We start from the raw sequence: 25286 nt of genomic DNA, 5'->3' as shown, positions 1-25286 counted from the left end.
CAGCTGCCCGCCGTTCTCGCGTGCGTCGCCGGCAAATTCGCTGAGGCCGGCCTTGACCCGGTCGACGCTGGTTTGGATGAGGCTGGTAGAATGGGCGATGCCCTCGGTCTGGCGGTCGACCATCGACACGATTTCGGTCACTTCGCGGACGGTATCGCTGATCTGGCCGAAGCCGGCCTGGGCGGCGCGGCTGCGGTCGACGCCGGTCTTGATCTCGCTGGTGACGGCGCTCGCCTCGCGGGTCAGCTCGCCGATGGTCGAGGCGATCTGGCTGGTCGCGGCGCGGGTGTCATGGGCGAGCTTCTTCACTTCGGCCGCGACCACCGCGAAGCTGCGCCCGGCATCGCCGGCGCGCGCCGCTTCGATGGTCGCGTTCAAGGCAAGCATATTGGTCTTGCGGGCGATGGTCTCGATGGTTGAGGAGACCATCTGCACCTGGTTCATCGCGGTGGCGAAACCCGCCATCCGCTCGCCCAGTTGGACGACCAACTCGGTCAAGCCCTTGAAGCCCGAGATGGTGCCCTCGATCGCCTCGCGCCCGGCTTCGAGCTTGGCTTTGGCCTGTTCGGACAACAGCCGAGCCTCGTCGGTCGAATCGCTGACGCGAGCCTGGTCGGACAGCAGCCGGGTGGTGACCTCCTCCAGCCCGTCGAGCATTTTCAAATGGTCGGAAATCCGCCCCGCGACATCCTCGACATAGCCGGCGACGTCGCTGCATTCGATCGACAGCGACCCACAATCGCGCGCCACGGCGCGGATCGCGTTTTCGGTAATTTCTTCAATGCCTAGCGTGGCCATGATTAATCCGATCCAAAATGAACTTGAACCGAAATAGATGGAAACCCCTTCCTCTTTGTTAACCACGCAAAAGCCAGGCCCGCACCCATCGTCGACGGCGATCGTGTTCCATCCTAATTGAGGTGGCAGGATCATTCTGGAAAAGGCGAAAAGGCTAGCCGCTCAATGGTTCGGAAGGGCACGCATTGCCTGGTGTCGTTCATCGGCGCGATTAGGGTCGACATAGGCAAATTCATAATTCCCGTAGCGCCGACCCCTGATGTGGATGGGGATGAAAACATTCTTCACTGGCGCAAATTCTCCATCGGCTAGCTCAATTCGGTAGGTTACCAGCATGAATGGCTTGTCGCTTTGGATCGCCCGCCGTGTGGCGTCGTCGATGAAGTTGCAACGATTGCGACAATGGATCTTGTTCCATGAGGGATCGTCGCTCCGGGGCTGCGAGTTCTTCGACATGTGAGTTGGCAAATAACCGTTAATGTCGGTGATAACCGCCGTGGACGTCAAATCCTCCAACCCTGTCCAGCTATCGAAAATCGGCTGAATGTACTGATCGGCAAAGCGGTTGAAGCGAACATCATACTGTTGGGGATCGGTGTCGGGCACAGGCTTATAATCAAAATCGAAAAGCTCATCCTCGGTTAGCAAACGACGGGCAAGTCCGTCGGTGATCGCCCGGACAACGTCGGCGTGACCCTGCTGCGCCATTTCGATGTACGGAGTGTCGTCGATTGGCGCTCCTGAACCTGCCAAGGTGTCGAGCACCGTGTTGGAGAGACCCTCCAAGCTGGACAGTCTTTCCTGCGCGTTCAGCAATGCGCCGGCATTTTCGCGTGCGTTGCGCGCGAATTCGGTAAGACTGGCTTTCACCTGGTCGACACTTGATTCAATCAGATGAGTTGCATCGGCGATGCCGTCGGTTTGCTGGTCTACCATTTGGACGATCTCGGTTACCTCGCCGATCACCCCGCTAATCGTCCCAAACGCGATCTGGGCAGCTTCACTCCGCTCCACGCCAGATTGGATTTCTGACCTGACAGCGCCAGCTTCGCGGGTCAGAGTTTCGATCGTAATCGCAATACCGCTGGTCGCAGCACGCGTATCCTGGGCAAGTTTCTTTACTTCGGCGGCGACAACCCCGAAGCATTTGCCAGCAACTCCCGCGTGGGCCGCCTCGATGGTCGCATTCAGCGCAAGCATATTGGTCTTGCGGGCAATCCCCTCAATGTTCTTGGTTGCTAGCTGCATTTGCTGCATCGCCTCGGCAAAGCCGGCCATGCGGCCTCCCAGCTGGACGACGAGACTCGTAAGCTCTCGGAACCCGGCAATCGTGCCCTCGATTGCCACTCTGCCGGCGCCAAGCTTTTCCTTCGCCTGCTGGGAAAGAAGGCGCGCCTCATCCGTAGACATGGCGACGTGGGCCTGATCTGCCAACAATGACGTGGTGACGATCTCCAGATTGTCGAGAGCCCTCAAATGCTCAGCGGTTCGAGCGGAGACAGCCTCCACCAGACCGGTGACGTCGGTGCATTCGAACGACAGGGTGCCGCAGTCGCGCGCCGCAGCGCGAACGGCGCTGGCGACCGACAAATCGACAATCTCACTGGTCACGGGCCACCCCTGCATTTTCCTCAAACGATGCCGCACAATGGCTGATCGCTAATTAACCATGGCTATAGATTTTATCCGTATCGGAGGAACTTCGCCGGGTTGTGGCGGTGACTATACGGCCGACAGCGCAGCCAAGCGGATAGAGATGTGGTAGTTTCATAGTCGGCGAATAAACAATCGGCTCGCAATCATTGCCAATGCATCGACCCCCCATGGCAGGTTGATCCCAGCCCTCGACTTCCAACACCTCGAGCGGCAAAGAAGACTGTATGTTCATCGGCTTCGTCGAGGCGCTGCGGCGCGGGGGAATCCAGGCCTCGCTGAAGGAGCATCTGCTGCTGCTCGAGGCGCTCGACGCGGACGTCATCGCGCCGGGAGGTGAACTTGGCTCGCCGGAGCAATTCTATTATCTGGCGCGCAGCGTGTTCGTTCACGACGAGGGGCAGCTCGACCGTTTCGACCGGGTGTTCGCAGAGGTGTTCAAGGGGCTCATCGCGACCGGCGAAGCGCTGCGCGGCGAGGTTCCGGAAGAATGGCTGCGCCAGGTCGCCGAACTCTATCTGACCCCCGAGCAGATGGCGGAAATCGAGAGCCTGGGCTCATGGGACGAGATCATGGCCGCGCTTAAGGAACGGCTCGCGGAACAGGAAGGGCGCCATCAGGGCGGCAACAAATGGATCGGCACGGGCGGCACGTCCCCGTTCGGACATGGCGGGTTCAACCCCGAGGGCGTGCGCATCGGCGGGCCCGGGCGCCACGGCCGCGCGATCAAGGTGTGGGAAAAGCGCGAATATCGCGACCTTGACGGGGAGCGCGAACTGGGCACGCGCAACATCAAGGTCGCGCTGCGCCGGCTACGGCGGTTCGCACGCGAAGGCGCGGCCGACGAACTCGACATCGACGGGACGATCGACGGTACCGCGCGGCAGGGTTGGCTCGACGTCAAGATGCGCCCTGAGCGCCACAATGCGGTCAAGCTGCTTCTGTTTCTCGACATCGGCGGGTCGATGGACGGCCACGTCCGTCAGGCCGAGGAGCTGTTTTCGGCGGCTCGAACCGAGTTCAAACATCTCGAGCATTATTATTTCCACAATTGCATCTACGAAGGCGTGTGGAAGGACAATCGCCGCCGCCATGTGGAAAAAACATCGACCCACGACGTCATCCACAAATTCGGCCGCGACCATAAGTTGGTGATCGTTGGCGACGCGGCAATGAGCCCGTACGAGATCACTCATGCGGGCGGCTCGATCGAACATTATAACGAGGAAGCGGGCGCGGTCTGGCTGCGGCGGCTAACCGATGCCTGGCCCGCCGCGGCGTGGATCAACCCGACGCCTGAAACCTATTGGGGCCACTCTGCTTCGACAGCGATTTTGCGCCAGTTGATGGGCGACCGCATGTACCCGCTGACGCTCGACGGTCTCGACGATGCGATGAGGGAACTGAGCCGGAAGCGGTGATCGCCGGCGATCCGCTACGCCGCGTTCTCGAACTCGGGCGGAATGAGGCCGGCGAGCGACTTTGCCACCTCGTTATCGGTAAACGGCTTCTTGAGAACCGGCCGATCTCGATAGGCTTGGTCGATACCGTGGAGGCCATAGCCGGTGGAAAACACGAACGGCACCCCGCGCGCGGCGAGCGCATCGGCGATCGGATAACTCGGCAGACCGTCGAGATTGACGTCGAGCATGGCGAGATCGAACATCTGGGCATCGATACAGGCAAGCGCACGACCGACGGTGGCGGCGGCCGTCACTTCTTCGCACCCAAGGTCCGCGAGCACGCATTCGATATTCATTAGGACCATCATCTCGTCCTCGACGACCAATATGCGCTGACCGGATAGCAATTTACTCATTTAGCCCCTTCGGTGCCGGAATATCGACCGTACAGAAGACCCCTTCGGGGGGATATTCAAGCTTGACGCTACCACCGAGTTCGTGTGCCAGCCCGCGCTCGATTACCTGCGATCCGAACCCCTTGTGCGACGGCGGACGGACCGGCGGACCGTCTTTCTCGCGCCAGTGAAGAATCAAGCGCTCACCGGCGGGCGAAGGCTCGATCGTCCATGAAATCCCGATCGTCCCGGCATTATTGGAAAACGCGCCATATTTGACGGCATTGGTGGCCAGCTCATGGAACGCTATGCCGAGCGCGAGCGTGGCCTTGGGCAACAGGCGAATGTTGTCGCCGTCGATGTTGAACCGCTCGGTGCGGCCATTGGCGACACCGAACGGCTCGAGCGCCGCGCCGATAAGGTCATGCAGCCCTGCGCCCTGCCAACCCTCATGGGACAAAAGATCATGGCTGCGCGAAAGCGCGAATATCCGCGATTCGATCGATTCACCGATCGTCGCGGGGTCGGTCGCAGTGCGCAAGGCCTGACGCGTGATGGACTGGACGGTCGAAAGCGTGTTCTTCACCCGGTGATTAAGCTCGTCGATCAGCATTTTACAACGAGCCTGCTCCTCACGATTCTTGGTATTGTCGACGAGCGAAACGAAATGCTGGACGATCTCGCCATTTTTGTCGCGGACCGGGCTGATGTGGACCGTGGCCCAGAACATCGTTCCGTCCTTGCGCTTGTAGCAGATTTCGGGCTCGCTCTCCGCGGTGGCGGCGAACGCGGCCTCGATGGATTTCAGTTCGTCGGACCCGGTGCCGCGCTTCATCAGCGACTTGAAACTCTCGCCGAGGACATCGTCGCGACGATATCCGGTCAGTTCAAGAAAGGCATCATTGGCGAAGATCAGTGGGTCTTCGCCTTCCTTCGCATTGGTAAAGATCATCGGCATCCGCGTCGTCTCCGCGGCCGTCACGAACGGGCCGAGCTCGGCGCGAAATTCTTCGACTTCGGCTTCGGCGGCCTGCTGATCGGCGGTGGTATTGGTGCTATCGGGCATAGTCAGTTCGCCTACGGTAAGGCTGCAATCGTTACGGCGCTCCAACGTTACCGGAGCGCGCGTGTTCCGCTGTTACCAACTCAAGACAGCCCAATTCAATAAAGCAGATATGCTTGCCGCTCAACATCCCATGACCGCTCGTCGGGATTGGTCAACCGATCGAGGTCGCCCGGCTCCGCCGCCGAATCGTCAACCCATTCCCGAAGTGCCGGGCCTCCGTTGATGACGTCGATCGGCAACTTGCCAAACGCATATTCATACGGGAAGTCGCGCCACAGGTCGTAGTCGGGGAACAGCGCGCGGATTGCCTTGAATGCGAGCGCTTGGACGCGCCACGGCTTGAACGCGGCGTGGTCATAGGCCTCGCCCTCGGCGTGGATATGTACGCCGCTGCATAATTGCCCGATATGCTTGTGGAAGGTCGGTTCGAACGAAATGTCCCGCAACGTGCAACCTTCGAGCCATTGCGGCGCGATATCGCGCATCACCTTGATCACCGCCCGCGCTTCGATATCGGGCGCGCCGAACAGTTCGAGCGGCCGCGTGGTGCCCCTGCCCTCGCTGAGCGTCGCGCCTTCGAGCATCACCGTCCCTGCATAGCAGCGAGCCATGTTGAGGTTGGGGGCGTTGGGCGACGGGTTGATCCACAGGCGATCGGCGGGCCAGCCGAAACCGGGCGCGGCATGGGGATCGTAGCCCTCCATCTCGATCACGCGATAGTCGACGTCGATCTTGAAATGGTCGACGAACCAGTGGCCGAGCTCGCCCAGCGTCAGGCCGTGGCGCATCGGGATAGGCCCGGCGCCGACGAAGCTTTCCCAGCCCGGGCGCAGCGTCAGCCCTTCGACCGGGCGACCCGCTGGGTTTGGCCGGTCGAGCACCCACACCGACTTGCCATGTTCGGCCGCGGCTTCGATCATGTAGAGCAAGGTGGTGATGAAGGTGTAGATGCGGCAGCCGACATCCTGAAGGTCGATCAGCACCGTGTCGAAGGTCGACATCGACTGGCCTTTGGGGCGGCGCACTTCGCCATAAAGCGAGAACACCGGAATTTCGTGGACCGGATCGATGAAGTCCGGGCTTTCGACCATATTGTCCTGCTTGTCTCCGCGCAGGCCATGCTGCGGGCCGAACGCGGCAGACAGGCGGATGTCATCGAGCGCTGCCAACGCGTCGAGGCTGTGGGTCAAATCGCGCGTGACTGAAGCGGGATGGGCGAGGAGCGCGACGCGTTTGCCGGCCAGCGGGGCGCGAAGCTGGGGGTCGGCGAGCAGCCGTTCGATGCCGAATTTCATGACGCCGCTATGTCCGCCAGCTTCGCGACAAAGCAAGAGCGATCGTGGAAATCGGGCAGCGCTTTGGAGGGATTGGCGGGGTGAGCGAGCGCCCAATAGCTTTTTTGCGCGCCTTTTTCCTCGATCACGGCGGTGAGGCCGAGCGGCGCTCTCGCGACCAATGCATCGCAACGCACGCTGGCTTCGAGCGCGATCCAGCTATCGCCGCCTTCTGACCACACCTCAACTTCCGTCGGCTCCTCGCGCATTCCCTGCCGGTATGCGTCGAACCGATAAGCGGCCCATTGGCTCGACGGTGAAAAGTTGAATTCCAAATATGCGCCGCCACTTAGCCCCGCAAACGCCTCGAAACAGGTTGTTTTCCACAAGCCATCGGCCCGTGCCGGCGCCGCGGGATCGGGCAGGGCCAGCCCTTGCGCCCCTTCGACCAGGTAGCGGAAATGCCATCGCCCTTGATCGCACCACACCGCGACATCGACCGATTCCACGGCGATGCTCGGGGTCTCGCGGTGATGAAGCAGCTCCATCTCCCGACCTAAGCCGCGTACACGTCGCGCCGCAAGTCGGTGGTTCCAATGTAGGAAATCATCTGACACGGTGCTGCGGATGCATATTCGCGCTCGACTATCGTTCGCCGTTGTTCCGGGTCGTTTGCAGGCTCGTCAGTGCGAACATTGGGAACATTCGCAACCTGGGGCCGGGGTTTCACCTCGGCAGCGCGGCGGCTAAGCGGACGCCCATGACGGCCTATAGCTCCACCCTCCTCCGCCTCCTCGACGAGCGCGGTTATATTCACCAGGCGACCGACGCCGGGGCACTCGACGCTTTGGCTTCGCTCGAGGTGGTGCCGGGCTATATTGGCTTCGATGCCACGGCGCCGAGCCTTCATGTCGGCAGCCTGGTCCAGATCATGATGTTGCGCCGCCTCCAGCAGGCCGGGCACAAGCCGGTCGTGCTGATGGGCGGAGGGACGACCAAGGTCGGCGACCCGTCGGGCAAGGATGAATCGCGCAAGCTGCTGACCGAGTCGGATATCCAGGCCAACATCGCCTCGATCCGCCGAGTGTTTGAACATTATCTGACGTTTGGGGACGCTCCGACCGACGCCATCATGGTCGACAACGACGAATGGCTATCGAAGCTCGGCTACCTCGACCTGCTGCGCACCGTCGGGCCGCATTTCACCGTCAATCGCATGCTTACCTTCGATTCGGTCAAGCACAGGCTCGACCGCGAGCAGCCGCTGACCTTCCTCGAGTTCAATTACATGATCCTCCAGGCCTATGATTTCCGTGAACTCTCGCGGCGCCTCGGTTGCCGGTTGCAGCTCGGCGGATCGGACCAGTGGGGCAACATCGTCAACGGCATCGAGCTTGGCCGGCGGATGGACGGGGCCGCACTTTTCGGGCTGACTACTCCCCTCATCACGACCGCCGACGGCGCCAAGATGGGCAAGACCGCGGCTGGGGCGGTGTGGCTCAACGCCGACCAGCTGAGCGCCTATGATTATTGGCAGTTTTGGCGGAACACGGCCGATGCCGACGTGGTAAAATTCTTGAAGCTATTCACCGACCTGCCGCTCGAACGGGTCGCCGAGCTGGCGCGGCTCGAGGGGCAGGCGATCAACGACGCCAAGGTCGTGCTGGCCAACGAGGCGACGGCAATGCTTCATGGGGCCGAGACGGCGGCGAGCGCCGAGGCGACCGCGCGCCAGACCTTCGCGGGCGGCGGCGCGGGCGGAGATTTGCCGACTCTGGCGGTCGATGGCGAAACGGGAGTTGTACAAGCGTTGACCGGACTCGGCTTCGCGGCGTCGAACGGCGAGGCGCGGCGCAAAATCGCCGAGGGCGCCGTCAAGGTTGATGGCGTTACGGTCAGCGATCCAGCGATGATCGTGGGCGCTCCCGCCAAAGTCAGCCTTGGCAAGAAGCGCCACGGCCTGCTCATCCGCTCCTGAGCAGTCCCACCGCCGCGTCGCGCTCGAATAGGTAGAGGCACAGCCGCGCCGCCTGCCCGCGTTCGCTGGCCAGGCCGCCGTCGCGATCGAGGAGCAAGCGGGCGTCGTCGTTCGCCATCGGCGCCAACTCGGCGACATCCTCGGGCGTGGCGACCTTGAACGCCTGTTCGCCCGACTGCCGAAGCCCGAGGATTTCGCCGGGGCCTCGCAGGCGCAGATCCTCCTCGGCGATGCGAAATCCGTCGTTGGTCTCACGCATCAGGGCGAGGCGCGCCCTGCCCGTTTCGGTCAGCATCTGGCCGCGCAGCAGGATGCAGCGGCTCGCCCCCGATCCACGCCCAACGCGGCCGCGCAACTGATGAAGCTGAGCGAGGCCGAAGCGCTCAGCGCCTTCGACCACGATGAGCGTCGAGTTCGGGACATCGACCCCGACCTCGATCACGGTGGTGGCGACGAGAACGCCAAGGTCACCGGACGCGAATGACGCCATGACGGCGTCCTTGTCGGGACCCTTCATGCGGCCGTGGATGAGGCCGACGCGATCGGCGCCGAAGCGAGCGCGGAGCAGGGCGGCGCGCTCCTCGGCAGCGGCGGCATCGCTCTTTTCGCTCTCCTCGACCAACGGGCAGACCCAATAGGCTTGGCCTCCCGCGGCGAGGTGGCGGCCGAGGCCAGCGATGACGTCGGGCAGTTTCTCGTCGCTGATCACCAGCGTTTCGACCGGGGTGCGACCAGGAGGCATTTCGTCGATCCGGCTGACATCCATCTCGCCATATTGGGTCAGCGTCAGCGTGCGCGGAATTGGAGTCGCAGTCATCGCCAGAAGATGCGGCGGGCGTTCGGCTTTTTCACTCAGCAGGAGGCGCTGTGAGACGCCGAAGCGGTGCTGCTCATCGATCACGATCAGGCCAAGGCGTTTGTAGAAGACATGCTGCTGGAAAATGGCGTGGGTGCCAACGAGGATGTCGATGCTGCCATCGGCGAGGCCCATCAGCACCGCTTCACGGGCGCGACCCTTTTCGCGGCCGGTAAGAATGGCGACGGTGACGCCGATTGCGGCGCACTGGCATTGCAGCGTTGCGATATGCTGGCGGGCCAGGATTTCGGTCGGAGCGAGCATCGCCGCTTGGGCCCCGGCCTCAACCGCTTCGAGCATCGCGCGCAGCGCGACCAATGTCTTGCCCGAGCCAACGTCGCCCTGGAGGAGGCGCAGCATGGGCTTGTCCTGCGCCATGTCGCCGCGAATCTCGTCGATGACGCGCGCCTGGGCGCCGGTCAGATGATAGGGCAGCTGGAGTTTTTGCGTGAAGCGGCCGTCGCCCTGGAGGGGGACGCCGCGCTTACGACGGGCGATTTGGCGCAGCAAATTCAGGGCGAGCTGGTTGGCGAAAATCTCGTCGTAGGACAGTCTCTTGCGGGCTGAAGTTGCAGTCGGTTCGGAGTGGGATTCAGCGAGGGCGGCACGCCAGGCAGGCCAATTCTCGCGAGCTAGCAGCGAGGGCTCGATCCATTCGGCAAGCTCGGGCGCGCGCTCTAAACCGGTCAGCGCGAGCTCGCGCATGCGTTTGTTCGAAATACCCTCGGTCAGGCCATAAACCGACTCTCGCAACGCCAGATCGGCCGATGCGGCGGGTTCGAGTACTTCTGGGTGCACCATCTGCCATTCGTCGCCATAGGCATCGAGCTTGCCAACGACGATCCGGGTTTCACCGAGCGGTAGCTGTTTCTTGGCCCAGCCCGGGTTGTTGAAAAAAGTCAGCGTGATCGTGTTATCGTCTGAATCCGCGGCGAAAATGCGGAGCGGCGCCCTGCCCTGCCCGGCGCGCACCTCGAACGGCTTGACCTCGAGGATAACAATGCGGCCGAGCAGTGAGCCGCTGGCGGCGGGTGCGCGGATGCGGTCGATGGTCCCGGTCGGCAAATGAAAGGCGAGATCGATTGCTCGCGTAATCCCGAGGCGAGCGAGCGCCTTGGCATTGGCCGGCCCGACGCCCTTCAGCGCCTCGACCTCGGCGAAAAGGGGATTGAGGATTTCGGGCCGCATCGCGGGCGACCCTAGCGTGCGCCGCTGCGACTGCCTACATGGACGATGCATCCACCCGCGGCGACTTCGCCGAGCGGGTTTTTCGCGCGTGGAGATAGGCCGAATGGACGATGTTTTACGGGCGCTGAAGTACCGCGCCTGGCATCGCGGCACGCGCGAGGCGGACATGATGATCGGCGGCTTTTTCGACGCGCATCATGCGGGCTGGAACGCCAATGAGCGGGCACTGTTCGCGGCCCTCCTGATGGAAACCGATGTCGACATTATGGCCTGGGCGATTGGGACGCAGGATGTGCCTGAGCACTATCGGGACACGATGATGTACGCGATGCAAAAGCTGGATTTCATCAAGGTGGCGAAGTGAGCGATCCGCATTCAGCAATATTGAAGGCCAAGGCGCCTTTGACCCTCGCCGGCGTTCCTACCGGATTCCTGCCGTGGCTGGCCGCGGACCTGGCGCGAGCCGTGCATGGGACAGGTAAAAACGGGCGCGCCGTTGTGATCGCAGCCGACGAAGCGGCGATGCGAGCGATGGCCGATACGGTGCCGGTGTTCGCGCCCGACGTTGCCGTCCTGACCCTGCCCGCGTGGGATTGTCTGCCTTACGATCGCGCTAGCCCGGCGCTGCGGATAATGGCCGAGCGGCTGGCGACACTGCAGGCGCTTCAGGCGACGCGCCAGGGACCCCAGCTGCTGATCGCGACCGCCAACGCCGTTACCCAGCGGCTGCTGACCCCGTTCCGCATTCGCCAGCTGACCCGCCGCCTTGCCACTGGCGAGCGATTCGAGCGCGACGAGCTGGTCGAGTTGCTGGTCGCCAACGGCTACCAGCGCACCGAAGCGGTCCATGACTCGGGCGAGTTCGCTGTGCGGGGGTCGATACTGGACCTGTTCCCGGCCGGCGAGCCAACCGCGCTGAGACTCGATTTTTTCGGCGACGAGATTGAGACGATGCGGCGCTTCGACCCCGCCGACCAACGCACGATCGGAGCGGCACAAGCCTTCATGCTGATGCCAGCGTCGGAGGCGCTGCTCGACGAGGACAGCGTAAAACGCTTCCGCGCGCGATACCGCGAACAGTTCGGGGCCAACGCCACCGGCGACCCTCTCTACCAAGCGGTCAGCGACGGGCGGCGGCTGGCGGGAATGGAGCATTGGCTGCCGCTTTTCGAAGACAAGCTGTCGACGCTGTTCGACCATCTGGGCGATCAAGATGTCATTGTCCGCGATGCTGGGACCGACGGAGCCATGAAATCGCGCACCGAGGCGATCGCTGACTATTTCGCCAATCGCGAGCGGGCGATGGTCGCGGAGCCGGGCAGCTATCGCGCGCTGGCGCCCTCGACCCTCTACCTGGCCAAGAAGGAATGGCAGGGCGCGGTAGCGGAACGGCCGATTCACCTCAGCTCCACATTCCCCGAACCGGCCAGCGATCGGGTCATCGATTTCGCCGTCGAAGGCCCACGCGACTTCTCCCCCGAGCGGGCACAAAACGCGAATGTCTATGAGGCAGTCGTCAAACATGCTGGCAACTTACGGAAGAATAGGAAGAAGGTCATTCTCGCCAGCTACAGCGCAGGTGCTCGCGAGCGGCTGGCGGGGTTGCTCGCCGACCATGGGCTGAACAGCTTCAGCCAGGCCGCGACTTGGCAGGAGGCGCTCGGCGCCAAGACCGAAGCATCGCTGTTGGTGCTGCCGCTCGACCATGGCTTCGCCGCGCCCGATGTCGCCGTGCTTACCGAGCAGGATATACTCGGCGACCGCCTGGTGCGGCGCAAAAAGCGCCGCAAGAGCGCGGACGCCTTCCTTGCTGAACTGGCCGCGCTGTCGCCCGGCGACCTGGTCGTTCATGCCGATCATGGGGTCGCGCGCTACGAAGGCCTGACCTCGATCATGGTCGGCAAGGCGCCGCACGACTGCGTCGCGTTGTCCTACGCCGGGGGCGACAAGCTTTACGTCCCAGTCGAGAATATCGACGTACTGACTCGCTACGGCAGCGATAGCGAAAGGGCGTCGCTCGACCGGCTGGGCGGTGAGGCGTGGCAGCGGCGGAAGTCGCGGATGAAGGAGCGAATCCGCGAGATCGCCGGCGAGTTGATCACGACGGCCGCGATACGCGCGACTCGCCCCGGCCAAATCGCCGAACCGGACAGCGCCTTTCCACAGTTCGTCGACCGCTTCCCCTATGAGGAAACCGACGACCAGGAACGAGCGATCGGTGAAGTGCTGGCCGACATGGAGTCGGGCAAACCGATGGACCGGCTAGTGTGCGGCGACGTCGGCTTCGGAAAGACCGAGGTCGCGTTGCGCGCGGCTTTCGTGGCGGCGATGGCGGGGTATCAGGTCGCGCTGGTCTGCCCAACCACCCTGCTCACCCGTCAGCATTACAGGAATTTCGTCGAGCGCTTCCACGGCTTCCCGATCGAGATCGGGCGGCTGTCGCGGTTGGTTCCGGCGGCCGAGGCCGTAAAGACGCGAGAAGGGCTGGAAAAAGGCATAGTCGATATCGTCATTGGAACCCATGCGCTGCTCTCGAAGTCGATCGAATTCAGGAAGCTGGGCTTAGTTATTGTCGACGAAGAGCAGCATTTCGGGGTCGCGCACAAGGAAAAGCTGAAAGCGCTGAGGGAAGACGTCCATGTCCTTACCCTGACCGCGACGCCGATCCCGCGGACGCTGCAGATGGCAATGTCCGGCTTGCGCGAACTGTCGGTGATCCAGACCCCGCCGGTCGATCGGCTGGCGGTCCGCACTTATGTCGCGCCGTGGGATCCGGTGGTGGTGCGCGAGGCACTGCTGCGCGAACATTATCGCGGCGGGCAGAGTTTCCTCGTTGCACCCCGCGTCGCCGATCTGCCCGACCTTGAGCAATGGCTGGCCGAGGAAGTGCCCGAGGTGAAGGCGGTGACGGCCCACGGCCAGATGAGCGCGACCCAAGTCGAGGAGAGGATGAGCGCCTTCTACGACCGCAATTACGATGTCTTGCTGTCGACGACGATTATCGAGAGCGGGCTCGACATCCCCTCCGCCAATACGCTGATCGTCCACCGCGCCGACCGGTTCGGACTGGCCCAGCTCTATCAGCTTAGAGGGCGCGTCGGGCGGTCGAAAACCCGTGCCTATGCCTATCTGACGACCACATCGGACCGCTCGATCAGTGAAGGAGCCGACAAAAGGCTCCAGGTTCTGGCCAATCTGGATAGCCTTGGCGCGGGGTTCCAATTGGCCAGCCACGACCTCGATATCCGCGGCGCGGGCAATATCCTGGGCGACGAGCAATCCGGCCACATCAAGGAAGTCGGGTTCGAGCTTTATCAGTCGATGCTCGAAGAGGCGATCCTCGAGCAGAAGGCGGGTGGCGAGCGGACCGAGGCATTCACGCCGCAAATCAATGTCGAGGCCCCAATCCTTATTCCCGAAACATATGTGCCCGATCTTGATTTGCGGATGGGGCTTTATCGCCGCCTGGCCGAGCTCGACAGCCGTCAGGAGGTCGAAGAATTCGCCGCCGAGCTGATCGATCGCTTCGGTAAGCTGCCCGAAGAAACGGGCAATTTGCTGCAGATTGTCGAGACCAAGATCAATTGCCGCAAGGCGTGCATCGCCAAGCTCGACGTCGGCGCGAAGGGCGCGGTAGTGACCTTTGCTCCATCGGGCTTCCCGGACCTCGCTGGCCTGCTCGCCTATGTGGCGCGGCTAAAGGGGGCAGCCAAGCTCAGGCCCGACAGCAAATTGGTTGTCAGCCGCGACTGGTCGACCGGCGAAGCGCGGCTGCAGGGTGCACTGCAAATCTCCCGCGGACTGATGCGAGTGCTCGCCGCCAGCGAGGCCGTGAAGGAGCTGGAACCGGCCTAGTTTGCCGGCTTCACGAATTTATAGGCGAACTGGCTGGTGTGGTAGCGGATCGCCGGGGCGAATGCCGGAAGGTCGAGCCCATCGGCGGGATTCTCAAGCACCTTCGACTCCCCGACGAAGCGGAAACCCGCCTCCTCCACCTGTCGGCGCACGATCGCCGGGTCGACGCGATGCAATGTATTGGTGTCCCCAAGGCCGCGCCCGGCCTTCGCCCGATGATCGATGATCATGTAGGTGCCGCCCGGCTTGAGGATCTTGAAAACGGCCTTGTTGAGGATCGAGGGGTCGCTCTTGCCCATGAATTCGGCAGGATAATCGTGATAATTCTGCGACGTCCACACGACGTCGAGGAGCTCCGGCGCGGTCAGCTCGTTCGATGGCTGAACTTCTGTAACGATGTTGCCGTAATATTTGTCGGCCGCCATTTGCTTCAGCCTGCCGACGTTGCCGGCGGCGAGTTCTGAGGCCAGATCGCATAGACCCTGCCGGTCGGGCCGACGGTCTTGCTGAAGATGCGCGTCCAATATCCGTTCCCCGGGATCAGATCGAGCACCTTGTCGCCCGCCCCCACCCCGGCCAGCGCAATGAGCGATCCGGGCTTGCGCCGGGCATCGCCGTCTCGATCGGTCGTGCGGCCGGGATCAGCCAGCGCGGCATCGATCGCTGCTTGCGAGAATTCCGCCTTGGCCGCTTCGGGCTTCTTGCCACAGGCTGACGCGAGCAGCGCGATTTCCACGCCGATGACCATAATTCCCCGGTTCATTTGTCACCTCCGCGCTGGACATCGGTCGTACCGGCTCGTCAGGACAGCGGCAATCGACCAACGGTGTCGGGCGGCGCATGGACGGCGGTTGCGACGAAGCGCTCCAGCTCAACCTCGTCGAGCGCGCCGGCACCGAGGAAGCCTTGGTAAAGATCGCAGCCCCAATCGGAGAGTAGCGCGAGCTGTTCGCGACTTTCGACGCCTTCGACGACCACCTTGAGGCCGAGTTCACGGGCGAGTTGGATCATCGCCTTGACGACGATTCGGTCCCGCGTGCCGCCGACAATGTCGGCAATGAGGCCGCGGTCGATCTTGATCGCGTCGATCGGCAGCGAGATGAGATAGGCAAGGCTCGAATAGCCGGTTCCGAAATCGTCGATGGCGATTCGGACGCCCGCGGCTCGCAAGCACGACAGGCGCGCGGCGACCGCCGGATTATCCTCGACCAGGCTCGATTCGACGATTTCGGCGGTGATTTGCTCAGGCCGCAGGCCAGCGGCCTTGATCTCGTCGAGCAGCCAGCGCTCGTAGCCCGGACGGTCGAGATCGGTTGGAAGCAGGTTGATCGAAAGATTGAGCATGGCTAGCTCGCCGGTCCAACGCCCCGCGGCGCGCAATGCTTTGCGCTGGATCTCGCGCGACAGCCGCTCGGCGAGGTTGGCAAGATCGGCGCGGTCGAACAGCTCCTTGGGCCCGGCGACCTCGGCCCAGCGGGCCAGCGCCTCGACCCCGGCAATGCGGCCGCTGGCCGGCTCGATCTGCGGCTGAAAACGGATCTCGATCCGATTGCCTCGAATGGCCCGTTCGAGGGCGCGGTCGCGGCGATACGAAGCGGGCGCCGGAGTTCCCCGATCCGACGCCCGCTTGCCCCCAAGGAAATTGATACGCCACAGATGCATTCGCGCTTCTTAGGCTGGTGCGGCTGGCTGCCAAAGACGACAGTCGCTGCCGCCCCGATACGGGACAGTGGCGTTCGGCCGCCAAATCCCTATGCTGACCGCGTGAATGCCGAAGGCCCCTCGCCCGCCGCACCCGAGCGCGATCTCGCCGCGCAGGGCATCGGACTGGTCGCCTCTTCGACTGAAGCGGCGCGGGCCGCGGAAGTGCTGTTGCGACGCCGATACCATTGGGCTGACGAGGACGACGCCGAGACACTGGTAGCGCTGGGCGGCGATGGATTCATGCTGCAGACGCTTCATGCGATGCTTGAGGAAGGCCCGGCCCGCCCCGTGTTCGGGATGAACCGCGGCACGTTCGGTTTTTTGATGAACGAATGGCGCCTCGACCGGCTGAGCGAGCGGATCGCGGGCGCCAAGCACATCCGCGTCGCGCCCTTGAGCATGGAGGCGCACACCATCCGCGGCGAGACCTGGACCCACCCCGCGATCAACGAAGTGTCGCTGCTGCGCGAAACCCGTCAAACGGCGAAGATCGAGGTCAGCGTCAACGGCCGGGTGGTGATGCCTGAGCTGGTCGCCGACGGGGTGTTGGTGGCTACCCCGGCGGGATCGACCGCCTATAACCTATCGGCCAGCGGGCCGATCCTGCCGCTGGCGGCGAAGATGCTGGCGCTGACCCCGATCAGCCCGTTTCGACCGCGCCGCTGGTCCGGCGCGATCCTGCCCGACGAGGTCTCGGTGTCCCTGCGCGTGCTCGAGGCCGACAAGCGCCCGGTGGCCGCGGTGGCCGACCAGTTCGAAGTGCGCGATGTGGCGAAAGTCGACGTCACGCTCGATCGGTCGCGATCGCTGACCTTGCTGTTCGATCCCGAGCATGCGCTCGACGAGCGGATCGCCATGGAACAGTTCGCGACCTAGGCTGTGTGGGCCGCAATTCGCCACGTAGTGGTTGCAACGCCCGGCGAGCGCGTTATTAGGCGCTCGTCGCTCCCGATAGGGCCCCATCAAAGTAGGACTTTGACGGGAACCCGAGCGGGGGCTGCTCCCCGGTAGCTCAGCGGTAGAGCGTTCGACTGTTAATCGAATGGTCGCCTGTTCGAATCAGGCCCGGGGAGCCATTTTTCCGGCGCGCGTTAACGCAACCATTGGCGGTCGATGCTCGCTGACGGGCTGATCACCGCGAGCGCGCCGCACAAGCTGCGGGCGGCGTCCTCGACCGCTTCGTCGGCCATCGGCGCCAGGGCCTCGAGTACGAACCAAAGCCGGGTCGATGAGGGTTCGATCCGAGTCCGCAGGCACTGGCGCCAGTTCCATCGCCGGCAGGTTGTGCCGAGGTCGTCGCGCCAGATAACTTCACCCCGGTCGACCGGCTCGTGGATTAGCCTACCGTCCCGGACTGTGTCGAACGTCTCGCTGCCGTCGGCCCTGATCAACCGCGGTCGGCCGACATAGGAATCGAGATTCTCGCCCCCCACCGGTAGCGCGAATTTGATGCTGACCGCATTATAGAGATCGACCACCGCGTTGATCGGCGGCAGTTCGCCGGATTTGGCGACCCGCGACCGCAGCGCCTCGACCGATGAGGCGGTCTTTTTCGGCTTGGCTCCGAACGCCCGAAAGGTTTCGCGCCACGCTTCGAGATGAGCATCGGCCCATGGCGCGAAATCGAGGCTTTTGCGCGCTTCCGCCAGCAAGGCGCGCGCGATTGGATGGTCGATACGGTTTTCGACTCCGGTCGCGACAATGCTGATCGCGCGAAAATCCGGCCGGAGTTGCCGAACATCGTCGCCAATCCGGGCCCCGATCAAGCCCATTGCCCCCACAGCTTACTATCCCTCGATCGCCGCCATCAGGCTGGCATTGCCACCGGCGGCGGTGGTGTCAATGCAGGTGACGCGCTCGGTAGCGAAGCGGGCGACGTAGTGGGGGCCGCCAGCTTTCGGCCCGGTGCCCGACAGGCCTTCGCCGCCGAACGGCTGGCTTTCGACCACCGCGCCGATCTGGTTGCGGTTGACGTAGAGGTTGCCGACGCGGGCGTGGCGCTCGACATAGAAACGGGTGGTGTCGATGCGGCTCTGGAGGCCGAGGGTAAGGCCGTAGCCTGTGGCGTTGATCGCGGCGATGACCTTGTCAAGCTCGCCAGATTTCCAACGGATGACGTGGAGGATCGGGCCGAAATGCTCGCGGTCGAGGTCGAAAAGGCTGTCGATCTCGACCATGGTCGGGGCGACGAAGTGACCTTGTTTGGCCGAAGCTGGCAGTTCGAGTTGGGCGATGATCTTGCCCTTGAGCTTTACGAGGTGAGCGTCGAGCGCGTCCTTGGCCTCTTCGTCGATGACTGGACCGACGTCGGTGGTCAGCTCCGAGGGGTCGCCGACGCCAAGCGCCTTCATCGCCCCTGCAATCATTTCGATCATTCCATCGGCGACATCGTCCTGGACGAACAGCACGCGCAACGCCGAGCAGCGCTGGCCGGCGCTCTGGAATGACGACGCCACGACGTCGCGGGTGACTTGTTCGGGCAGGGCCGAGGAATCGACGATCATCGCATTCTGGCCGCCAGTTTCGGCGATCAACGGGACGATCGGGCCATCACGGTTTGCCAGGGTGCGGTTGATCGCGCGGGCGGTATCGGTCGAACCGGTGAAGGCGACCCCGGCGACCAGCGGGTGAGCGGTCAGCGCTGCGCCGATTTCGCCGGCGCCCGGCGCTAGCTGGACGATGTCGTGCGGAATGCCGGCCTGGTGCATCAGCTCGATCGCCAGCGCGCCGACCAGCGGGGTTTGTTCGGCGGGCTTGGCGATGGCGGCATTGCCCGCGGCCAGCGCGGCTGCGACCGGGCCGATGAAGATGGCGAGCGGGAAATTCCACGGGCTGATGCAGGCGAACACGCCGCGTCCGTGAAGGCGCAACTCGTTGATCTCGCCGGTCGGTCCGGGCAGCGGGATGGGGGCGGCGAACAAGCGGCGCGCCTCACAAGCGTAGTAGCGCAGGAAATCGACCGCCTCGCGCACTTCGAGCACCGCATCGGGCAAAGTCTTGCCTGCCTCGCGGATGCACAGCGAGAACAGTTCATCGCGCCGATCCTCGAACAAGTCGGCGGTCTTGTCGAGCAAAGCGGCGCGCGCTTCGCCGCCGCGCTGATCCCATTCGACCTGCGCAGCGGCGGCGGAGCGGACCAGGCGGCCGATATCGGCTTCGCTCGACCAAACCGCCTCGCCGACCGTGACCGACGTGTCGAAAGGCGAGACGATTGGGCGTTTGTCGCCCGTCCCTGCCCCGCCGGGCGCCGCCTTCCAGCTCGTTTTTTCTAGCTTGGCGAGGCGTGCGAGCAGCGGCTCGCGGACCGTGGGATCGCTAAGATCGGCACCCGCGCTGTTACGGCGGCCGCCGAAAATGGCGTCAGGTAGTGGGATGACAGGGTTGCGCTTCGACGTGAGGGCTTTGAGTTCAGTCACCGGATCGCGAACCAGCGCGTCGATCGGCACGTCATCGTCGGCGATGCGGTTGACGAAGCTCGAGTTGGCGCCGTTTTCGAGCAGCCGGCGGACGAGATAGGCTAGCAGCTCCTTGTGGCTTCCGACGGGTGCATAGATGCGCACGGGCGTAGGCGTTTCGCCGATAGCTTGTTCGAGTTTGGCCAATTCCTCGTAGAGGCCCTCACCCATGCCGTGGAGGCGCTGAAACTCGAATGGCGCTTTGCCGGCGATGGCCTTGACCGCACCGATGGTATTAGCGTTGTGGGTAGCGAACGCGGGATAGATGACGTTAGGCGCCGCGAGCAGAACTTTGGCGCAGGCGAGATAGCTTACGTCGGTCGCGACCTTGCGGGTGAACACGGGATAATCGGTGAGGCCGGCAACCTGTGCAACCTTGATCTCACTGTCCCAATAGGCGCCTTTCACCAAGCGAACCATCAATGTTCGCTGATGTTTGTGGCCCAATTCTACGATCCAATCACAAAGCGGCACTGCGCGCTTCGCGTAGGCCTGGATCGCCATACCGAACCCGGCCCAACCGCCGGCGAACAGCGCGTCGTCGGCGGCCATCGCCTCGATGATGTCCATCGACAGTTCGAGCCGGTCAGCTTCTTCGGCGTCGATCGTCAAATGGACGTCGGCCGCCGCCGCTTTCAGTGCGAGACCGCGGACGACCGGGAGGATGGCGGCCTTAGCTTCTTCGGCATGGCTCCATTCGTAACGCGGGTGGAGGGCGGAGAGCTTGACCGAAATACCTGGGGCGGCTTTGAATCCCCCCTTCGCGCTCGCGGCGATGGCATCGAGAGCGTCTGCATAGGCGCGGGCGTAGCGGGCGGCATCGGCGTGGGTCTTGGCCGCCTCGCCGAGCATGTCGAAGCTGTGACTGATGCCACGCGCCTGTTCGGGCGTTGCGCGCTTCAGCGCTTCGCCGATAGTACGGCCAAAGACGAACTGTCGACCGAGGATCTTAATCGCCTGCGCTACTGCGGTGCGGATTAGCGGCTCGCCGAGCCTGCCGACCGCGCGGCCAAGCGCCGAACGCCAGCCCTCGGTCTTGTCGTTGGCCTCGTCGAGCACCTTGCCGGTCAGCAGCAGCGAAAACGTCGCGGCGTTGACAAAGGTCGAACGGCTTTCGCTCAATTTCTCTGCCCAGTCGGGGCCGGACAATTTGTCGTGGATCAAATCGTCGGCGGTCTCGGCATCAGGTATTCGCAGCAACGCCTCGGCCAGGCACATCAGCGCGATTCCCTCGTCCGAACCAAGATCATAGGCTTGGAGGAAGGCGTCGAGGCCAGCGGCCTTGTGCCCGCGCACCGCTTTTACCAGCGAGCGGGCGATGGCGCTCGCTTCGCCCTGCTGTCCGGCAGCCAGCTTCGCCTGCTTCAGTCGCTCTGACACCAGGTCATTCTCGTCGGGGCGATAGGCAAGGCGGAGCGCGGTGCGATCGATCATGAAGCTCTTTCCGAGAACGGTTTGGCTGCGCAAATAGGCTGTCCCGTCCGGGCTTTCCAGCGGGCAATTGGTAACCATTTTCGGTTAGGTCTGGCGGTCATGAGCAGGGTTGAACATCTATCTGTAAATGATGGTGCCGCGCTGGACCGGCGCGAGGCGGCCGCGATGCACAGCGAACTGCGCGCAGCGGCGCCGTCCAAACTGCTTGGGCTTGAGCTGGTGCGGTTCGTCTGCGCGATGGCGGTGCTGGTGTGGCACTATCATCATTTCGCGATGATCGGCGACGCGAGCGGCATGGCGCGGCCACATGCGCCGCTCGAGGACCTGCTTTGGCCCTTTTATAGCTTCGGCCTGCTCGGGGTTCAGATATTCTGGTGCATCAGCGGATTCATTGTCTATTGGAAATACGCCGACGCGATCGCCGCGCGGACGGTTGCGCCGGGCAGGTTCTTCTGGTTGCGCTTTTCGAGGCTCTACCCCCTCCATCTGGCGACACTGTTGATCGTCGCTGCGCTCCAGCCCGCTTATGTCGCGCTCGCCGGCGAGCCGTTCGTCTTCAAGGACGTCAGCTGGTCCAGCTTCCTTTTGCAGCTCGGACTCGCCGACCAATGGAGCGGGCCGCGGCCGATGAGTTTCAATGGACCGATCTGGTCGGTATCGGCCGAAGTGTTCGTCTATGTGGGCTTTTTCCTTCTTTTGAGAACGTTCGGCAAGGCGTGCTGGTTGATCGTAACCGCCGTCGCGGCGGCGCTGCTCTGCATCTGGACCCGGGCGACGTCCCCAGCGCTGATCTGCGGCGGCTATTTCTTCGCCGGTGGCGCGGCAGCCGAATTTCTAGCCAGCGAACGGGCACGGTGCCGGCCGGTCGAAGCCCGCTTGATAGCCGCTCTCATTGCCGCCGCCGCCGCCGTGGCGGCGATGGTGTTCGGCCTCGATGATATCGAGCGCCGACTGCCGACCTTGCTGCTCGCCATCGCGCCGCCACTGCTTTTTCTTGCCGCGCAAGACTGGCGCCCGCTCGATCGGTGGCAGCGACCGATCCATGCCGCCGGCAACCTCACCTATTCCACCTATCTGATCCATTTCCCGATGCAACTGTGCGTAGCGATCGTCGTCCTGCAGAGCGGCATCGCGCTTCCGCTTAGCGAACCATGGTTCCTGCTCGCTTATCTGGCGACGGCGATCGTCCTGGGCCGGATAGTCTTTATCCGGTTCGAAGCGCCGATGCAGCGCCTGATCAGGGCTGCAATGATCAATCGCAGTCCCGCACCCGTAAAGGCCTGAAGCTCAGGCCGTCTGGCCGTGGCAATGCTTATATTTGAGGCCCGAACCGCACGGGCAAGGCGCGTTGCGACTCTCGGGGGCAGTCACCGTCTCGCCGTCGTCGGTGCGTGGATACAACGGCTGCGGCGCGGCGAGCGGCGGCAAGCTCGATAGGACCGTCCCGCCGGCGTCGAGGTCGGCGCTGTCGTCGTCCCCTGACAAAGGGTCGATATGGTGAGTGATGAAGTCAGGAAGGGCGAACGCGCCGGCCGACATCATCTGCATCGGCGCCGCTTCTTCAAGCTGGACCTGCGCGCGCAGCAATGAGCGGGTCACATCCTCGCGGATCGCGACCAGCAGCCGCTCGAACAGCATGAAGGCTTCCTGCTTATATTCGTCGATCGGCTTTTTCTGGGCGTAGCTCCGGAGGTGGATGACCGCGCGCAGTGCATCGAGCGTTGCCAGATGCTCCTTCCAGTGATGGTCGAGGGTTTGAATAAGCAGGTTCTTCTCGACTTGGATCCAGCGGTCCGGCTCAACGCCTTCGGCCTTGGCGACCATCGTCGCGTTGGCCATGTCCTGCAATCGCTCGACGATCATGTCCTGTTCGACTGCTTCCTCGGCCATCCACTCGTCCAGCGGGGGCTGGAGGTCGAGGACTTCGGCAATGCTTTCCTTAAGGCCGTCGACGTCCCATTGCTCGGGATAGCTGCCGGGCGGGCAATGTGTAGTGACCAGCCCGGCGATGGTTTCGATACGGAAATCCTCGACGACGTCGCTGACATGGTCCGAATCCATGATCTCGGCGCGCTGCTCGTAGATAACCTTGCGCTGATCGTTCATGACGTCGTCGAATTCGACCACCTGCTTGCGGATGTCGTAGTTGCGCGCCTCGACCTTTTTCTGCGCGGTCTCGATCGCCTTGGAAATCCAGGGCGAGATGATCGCCTCGCCATCCTCGAGATTCTTGTTCATCAGCCGGGCAAAGGCGGTCTGCGGCCCGAAGATGCGCAGCAGATCGTCGTCGAGACTGAGGTAGAAGCGTGACAGGCCGGGGTCGCCCTGCCGGCCCGAACGGCCGCGCAACTGATTGTCTATTCGGCGGCTTTCGTGGCGCTCGGTGCCCAGAACGAACAGGCCTCCGGCGGTCAGCACCTGCTGTCGCTCGGCCTCTATCTCGTCGCGGATGCGGACGATCGCAGTGTCGCGCTCGGCGCCTTCGGCCATATCGCGAAGCTCGTCTTCGACGCGGAAGTCGATATTGCCGCCCAATTTGATGTCGGTGCCGCGACCGGCCATGTTGGTGGCGATGGTCACCGCGCCGATGCGCCCGGCCTGGGCGACAATATGCGCTTCGCTTTCGTGGAAGCGGGCGTTCAGCACCTCGTGGCGAATGCCTTCCTGCTCGAGAAATTCGCTCAGCATTTCCGATTTTTCGATCGATACGGTGCCGACCAGAACCGGCTGGCCGATTTCCTGGCGATGCTTGATGTCCTTCGCAATGGCAGCGAATTTGTCGTTGATATTCTTGTAGAATTCATCGTCCTCGTCCTTGCGCAGGACGGCCACATGGGTCGGGATCGAGACGACGTTCATGCGGTAAATGTCGAAAAACTCGGGCGCCTCGGTCAGCGCGGTGCCGGTCATTCCCGACAGCTTGGGATACATCCGGAAATAATTCTGGAAGGTGATCGAGGCGAGGGTCTGGTTCTCAGGCTCAATCTGGACCCCTTCCTTGGCCTCGACCGCCTGGTGCAGCCCGTCCGACCAGCGCCGGCCGTCCATCATGCGGCCGGTGAACTCGTCAATGATGACGATCTTGCCGTCCTTCTCGATATAATCGATATCACGCTTGAACATCTTGTTGGCCTTCAAGGCCTGGTTCAAATGGTGGACCACCTGGGTGTTGGCGATGTCGTAAAGATTGGTGCCCTCGATCAGCCCGTCCGCCTCGAGCATCCGCTCCGCCTTCTCGGTGCCGTCCTCCGTCAGAACTATACTCTTCTGCTTTTCATCCTTGTCGTAATCGGCCTCGACGAACTGCTTCACGATCGCGTCGGTCGCCATGTACAGCTCGGACTTGTCGTCGGTTGGACCGGAAATGATCAGCGGGGTGCGCGCCTCGTCAATCAAGATTGAATCAACCTCGTCGACGATCGCGTAGGAGAACGGTCGCTGGACCATCTGCTCGCGCGAATATTTCATATTGTCGCGCAGGTAGTCGAAGCCGAGTTCGTTGTTGGTCGCGTAAGTGATGTCGGCCTCATAAGCCTCGCGCCGCTCATGGTCGGCGAGGTTGGGGACGATTACCCCGACGCTGAGGCCGAGAAAGCGATAGACCTGCCCCATCCAGTCGGCGTCGCGCTTGGCGAGATAGTCGTTGACGGTGACGACGTGTACGCCCTTGCCAGGCAGCGCGTTCAAATAGACCGCGAGCGTCGCGACCAACGTCTTGCCCTCGCCGGTCTTCATTTCGGCGATCTCACCGCGATGGAGCGCGATGCCGCCGATCATCTGCACGTCGTAGTGGCGCTGGCCCAAGGTGCGCTGGGCGGCTTCGCGGACGGTCGCGAAGGCTTCGGGGAGGAGGTCGTCAAGCTTGACGCCCTCGGCCAGCCGCTGGCGGAACAGGTCGGTCTGGCCGCGCAATTCCTCGTTGGTCATCGCCCCGATGGTCGGCTCATAGCCGTTGATCGCCTCAACATATTTGCCGAGCTTGGCAACATAGCGGTCGTTGGCCGAACCAAAAATCCTCTTGGCCATGGTGGCGAGCATGATGCGATTTATTCCTCAAAGAGCCGGGCGCACGGATGAGCGGGATGCCTCGTCCGCGCGCGGACAAAAAGGTTCCACCAAAGCATTGCTTTGGCGGGTACCTGCACGGGGCGCGATGTAGGCAGCGCCCGCCGTGCCGTCAATCGAAACGCCGTTGGGGCGAATTGGTCAGATTTGACCTTCCAGATG

General features: G+C 63.0%; 19 protein-coding genes and 1 tRNA gene. 7 read left to right on the top strand and 13 right to left on the bottom strand.

What is annotated here, in order from left to right:
* Together H0W65_RS00695 and H0W65_RS00690 are read right to left on the bottom strand one after the other, a co-directional pair.
* Nucleotides 1–798, bottom strand: a 798-nt coding sequence (locus tag H0W65_RS00695; RefSeq protein ID WP_294002773.1) for a methyl-accepting chemotaxis protein, incomplete at its 3' end; no start/stop codon positions are given.
* Nucleotides 799–960: 162 nt separating this feature from the next.
* Entirely contained in the window at nucleotides 961–2409 is a 1449-nt protein-coding gene (locus tag H0W65_RS00690) for a methyl-accepting chemotaxis protein (protein ID WP_294002771.1), read from the bottom strand.
* 269 nt (nucleotides 2410–2678) lie between these two features.
* Between H0W65_RS00690 and H0W65_RS00685 the strand changes: the two genes are divergently transcribed.
* Nucleotides 2679–3872, top strand: coding sequence for a VWA domain-containing protein (locus tag H0W65_RS00685; RefSeq protein WP_294002769.1), 1194 nt, complete (start codon nucleotides 2679–2681; stop codon nucleotides 3870–3872).
* A gap of 14 nt (nucleotides 3873–3886) precedes the next feature.
* Here H0W65_RS00685 and H0W65_RS00680 read toward each other — a convergent pair whose 3' ends face one another.
* The 4 genes from H0W65_RS00680 to H0W65_RS00665 all read right to left on the bottom strand — a co-directional run bounded on the left by H0W65_RS00680 (nucleotide 3887) and on the right by H0W65_RS00665 (nucleotide 7137).
* Nucleotides 3887–4270, bottom strand: a complete 384-nt coding sequence (locus tag H0W65_RS00680) for a response regulator (RefSeq protein ID WP_294002767.1) — start codon at nucleotides 4268–4270, stop codon at nucleotides 3887–3889.
* Nucleotides 4263–5315 (bottom strand): HWE histidine kinase domain-containing protein, encoded by a 1053-nt coding sequence (locus H0W65_RS00675; RefSeq protein ID WP_294002766.1) that lies wholly within the window; start codon nucleotides 5313–5315, stop codon nucleotides 4263–4265. The genes H0W65_RS00680 and H0W65_RS00675 overlap by 8 nt, the downstream gene beginning before the upstream one ends.
* A gap of 95 nt (nucleotides 5316–5410) precedes the next feature.
* The gene (locus H0W65_RS00670; protein ID WP_294002765.1) at nucleotides 5411–6610 is read right to left on the bottom strand and encodes a DUF1343 domain-containing protein; all 1200 of its coding nucleotides are present in this window, start codon (nucleotides 6608–6610) and stop codon (nucleotides 5411–5413) included.
* Nucleotides 6607–7137, bottom strand: a complete 531-nt coding sequence (locus tag H0W65_RS00665; RefSeq protein WP_294002764.1) for a DOMON-like domain-containing protein — start codon at nucleotides 7135–7137, stop codon at nucleotides 6607–6609. The genes H0W65_RS00670 and H0W65_RS00665 overlap by 4 nt, the downstream gene beginning before the upstream one ends.
* Before the next feature lie 212 nt (nucleotides 7138–7349).
* On the opposite strand from H0W65_RS00665, the gene tyrS reads away from it, so the two are divergent.
* A complete protein-coding gene (gene tyrS / locus H0W65_RS00660; RefSeq protein WP_294002762.1) occupies nucleotides 7350–8567 on the top strand; it encodes a tyrosine--tRNA ligase in 1218 nt (405 codons plus the stop codon).
* On the opposite strand, the gene recG is transcribed toward tyrS, so the two are convergent.
* Entirely contained in the window at nucleotides 8554–10611 is a 2058-nt protein-coding gene (gene recG / locus H0W65_RS00655) for an ATP-dependent DNA helicase RecG (protein WP_294002760.1), read from the bottom strand. The two genes, tyrS and recG, sit on opposite strands and share 14 nt — an antisense overlap.
* A 103-nt stretch (nucleotides 10612–10714) precedes the next feature.
* On the opposite strand from recG, the gene H0W65_RS00650 reads away from it, so the two are divergent.
* Entirely contained in the window at nucleotides 10715–10975 is a 261-nt protein-coding gene (locus tag H0W65_RS00650) for a succinate dehydrogenase assembly factor 2 (RefSeq protein ID WP_294002758.1), read from the top strand.
* Nucleotides 10972–14466, top strand: coding sequence for a transcription-repair coupling factor (gene mfd, locus H0W65_RS00645; RefSeq protein ID WP_294002756.1), 3495 nt, complete (start codon nucleotides 10972–10974; stop codon nucleotides 14464–14466). The genes H0W65_RS00650 and mfd overlap by 4 nt, the downstream gene beginning before the upstream one ends.
* Here mfd and H0W65_RS00640 read toward each other — a convergent pair.
* Genes H0W65_RS00640 through H0W65_RS00630 form a run of 3 tightly spaced genes read right to left on the bottom strand, consistent with a single transcriptional unit; the run spans nucleotide 14463 to nucleotide 16128 of the window.
* A complete protein-coding gene (locus tag H0W65_RS00640; protein WP_294002754.1) occupies nucleotides 14463–14891 on the bottom strand; it encodes a hypothetical protein in 429 nt (142 codons plus the stop codon). The two genes, mfd and H0W65_RS00640, sit on opposite strands and share 4 nt — an antisense overlap.
* A 5-nt stretch (nucleotides 14892–14896) precedes the next feature.
* Nucleotides 14897–15229, bottom strand: a complete 333-nt coding sequence (locus H0W65_RS00635; RefSeq protein WP_294002752.1) for a hypothetical protein — start codon at nucleotides 15227–15229, stop codon at nucleotides 14897–14899.
* Between the two features lie 38 nt (nucleotides 15230–15267).
* The gene (locus tag H0W65_RS00630; protein WP_294002750.1) at nucleotides 15268–16128 is read right to left on the bottom strand and encodes an EAL domain-containing protein; all 861 of its coding nucleotides are present in this window, start codon (nucleotides 16126–16128) and stop codon (nucleotides 15268–15270) included.
* Here H0W65_RS00630 and H0W65_RS00625 point away from each other — a divergent pair.
* Nucleotides 16123–17046, top strand: a complete 924-nt coding sequence (locus H0W65_RS00625) for an NAD kinase (protein WP_294002748.1) — start codon at nucleotides 16123–16125, stop codon at nucleotides 17044–17046. The two genes, H0W65_RS00630 and H0W65_RS00625, sit on opposite strands and share 6 nt — an antisense overlap.
* A 125-nt stretch (nucleotides 17047–17171) precedes the next feature.
* A tRNA-Asn gene (locus H0W65_RS00620) sits at nucleotides 17172–17246 on the top strand.
* A gap of 15 nt (nucleotides 17247–17261) precedes the next feature.
* On the opposite strand, the gene H0W65_RS00615 is transcribed toward H0W65_RS00620, so the two are convergent.
* Together H0W65_RS00615 and putA are read right to left on the bottom strand one after the other, a co-directional pair.
* A complete protein-coding gene (locus tag H0W65_RS00615) occupies nucleotides 17262–17942 on the bottom strand; it encodes a phenylalanine--tRNA ligase beta subunit-related protein (protein WP_294002747.1) in 681 nt (226 codons plus the stop codon).
* Nucleotides 17943–17957: 15 nt separating this feature from the next.
* Nucleotides 17958–21059 (bottom strand): bifunctional proline dehydrogenase/L-glutamate gamma-semialdehyde dehydrogenase PutA, encoded by a 3102-nt coding sequence (gene putA, locus H0W65_RS00610; protein ID WP_294002745.1) that lies wholly within the window; start codon nucleotides 21057–21059, stop codon nucleotides 17958–17960.
* Nucleotides 21060–21158: 99 nt separating this feature from the next.
* Here putA and H0W65_RS00605 point away from each other — a divergent pair, with 99 nt between their 5' ends.
* A complete protein-coding gene (locus tag H0W65_RS00605; protein ID WP_294002743.1) occupies nucleotides 21159–22343 on the top strand; it encodes an acyltransferase in 1185 nt (394 codons plus the stop codon).
* Nucleotides 22344–22346: 3 nt separating this feature from the next.
* On the opposite strand, the gene secA is transcribed toward H0W65_RS00605, so the two are convergent.
* Nucleotides 22347–25097, bottom strand: coding sequence for a preprotein translocase subunit SecA (gene secA, locus H0W65_RS00600; RefSeq protein ID WP_294002741.1), 2751 nt, complete (start codon nucleotides 25095–25097; stop codon nucleotides 22347–22349).
* Nucleotides 25098–25286 lie beyond the last annotated feature (189 nt).

Origin of the sequence: Sphingomonas sp., from assembly GCF_013816785.1 — a bacterium.
Lineage (GTDB): Bacteria > Pseudomonadota > Alphaproteobacteria > Sphingomonadales > Sphingomonadaceae > Sphingomicrobium.
Note: the sequence above shows the minus strand (reverse complement) of the source record. Positions and strands in the feature narration are given on the sequence as shown.

Excerpts from the sequence above, each read along its gene's own strand:
- recG (WP_294002760.1), bottom strand. The coding sequence starts at position 10,611 with ATGCGGCCCGAAATCCTCAATCCCCTTTTCGCCGAGGTCGAGGCGCTG.
- H0W65_RS00640 (WP_294002754.1), bottom strand. The coding sequence starts at position 14,891 with ATGGCGGCCGACAAATATTACGGCAACATCGTTACAGAAGTTCAGCCA.
- H0W65_RS00615 (WP_294002747.1), bottom strand. The coding sequence starts at position 17,942 with ATGGGCTTGATCGGGGCCCGGATTGGCGACGATGTTCGGCAACTCCGG.
- H0W65_RS00635 (WP_294002752.1), bottom strand. The coding sequence starts at position 15,229 with ATGAACCGGGGAATTATGGTCATCGGCGTGGAAATCGCGCTGCTCGCG.
- H0W65_RS00630 (WP_294002750.1), bottom strand. The coding sequence starts at position 16,128 with ATGCATCTGTGGCGTATCAATTTCCTTGGGGGCAAGCGGGCGTCGGAT.
- H0W65_RS00675 (WP_294002766.1), bottom strand. The coding sequence starts at position 5,315 with ATGCCCGATAGCACCAATACCACCGCCGATCAGCAGGCCGCCGAAGCC.
- H0W65_RS00685 (WP_294002769.1), top strand. The coding sequence starts at position 2,679 with ATGTTCATCGGCTTCGTCGAGGCGCTGCGGCGCGGGGGAATCCAGGCC.
- H0W65_RS00670 (WP_294002765.1), bottom strand. The coding sequence starts at position 6,610 with ATGAAATTCGGCATCGAACGGCTGCTCGCCGACCCCCAGCTTCGCGCC.
- putA (WP_294002745.1), bottom strand. The coding sequence starts at position 21,059 with ATGATCGATCGCACCGCGCTCCGCCTTGCCTATCGCCCCGACGAGAAT.
- H0W65_RS00665 (WP_294002764.1), bottom strand. The coding sequence starts at position 7,137 with ATGGAGCTGCTTCATCACCGCGAGACCCCGAGCATCGCCGTGGAATCG.
- H0W65_RS00625 (WP_294002748.1), top strand. The coding sequence starts at position 16,123 with ATGCATTCGCGCTTCTTAGGCTGGTGCGGCTGGCTGCCAAAGACGACA.
- H0W65_RS00605 (WP_294002743.1), top strand. The coding sequence starts at position 21,159 with ATGAGCAGGGTTGAACATCTATCTGTAAATGATGGTGCCGCGCTGGAC.
- tyrS (WP_294002762.1), top strand. The coding sequence starts at position 7,350 with ATGACGGCCTATAGCTCCACCCTCCTCCGCCTCCTCGACGAGCGCGGT.
- H0W65_RS00680 (WP_294002767.1), bottom strand. The coding sequence starts at position 4,270 with ATGAGTAAATTGCTATCCGGTCAGCGCATATTGGTCGTCGAGGACGAG.
- H0W65_RS00650 (WP_294002758.1), top strand. The coding sequence starts at position 10,715 with ATGGACGATGTTTTACGGGCGCTGAAGTACCGCGCCTGGCATCGCGGC.
- secA (WP_294002741.1), bottom strand. The coding sequence starts at position 25,097 with ATGCTCGCCACCATGGCCAAGAGGATTTTTGGTTCGGCCAACGACCGC.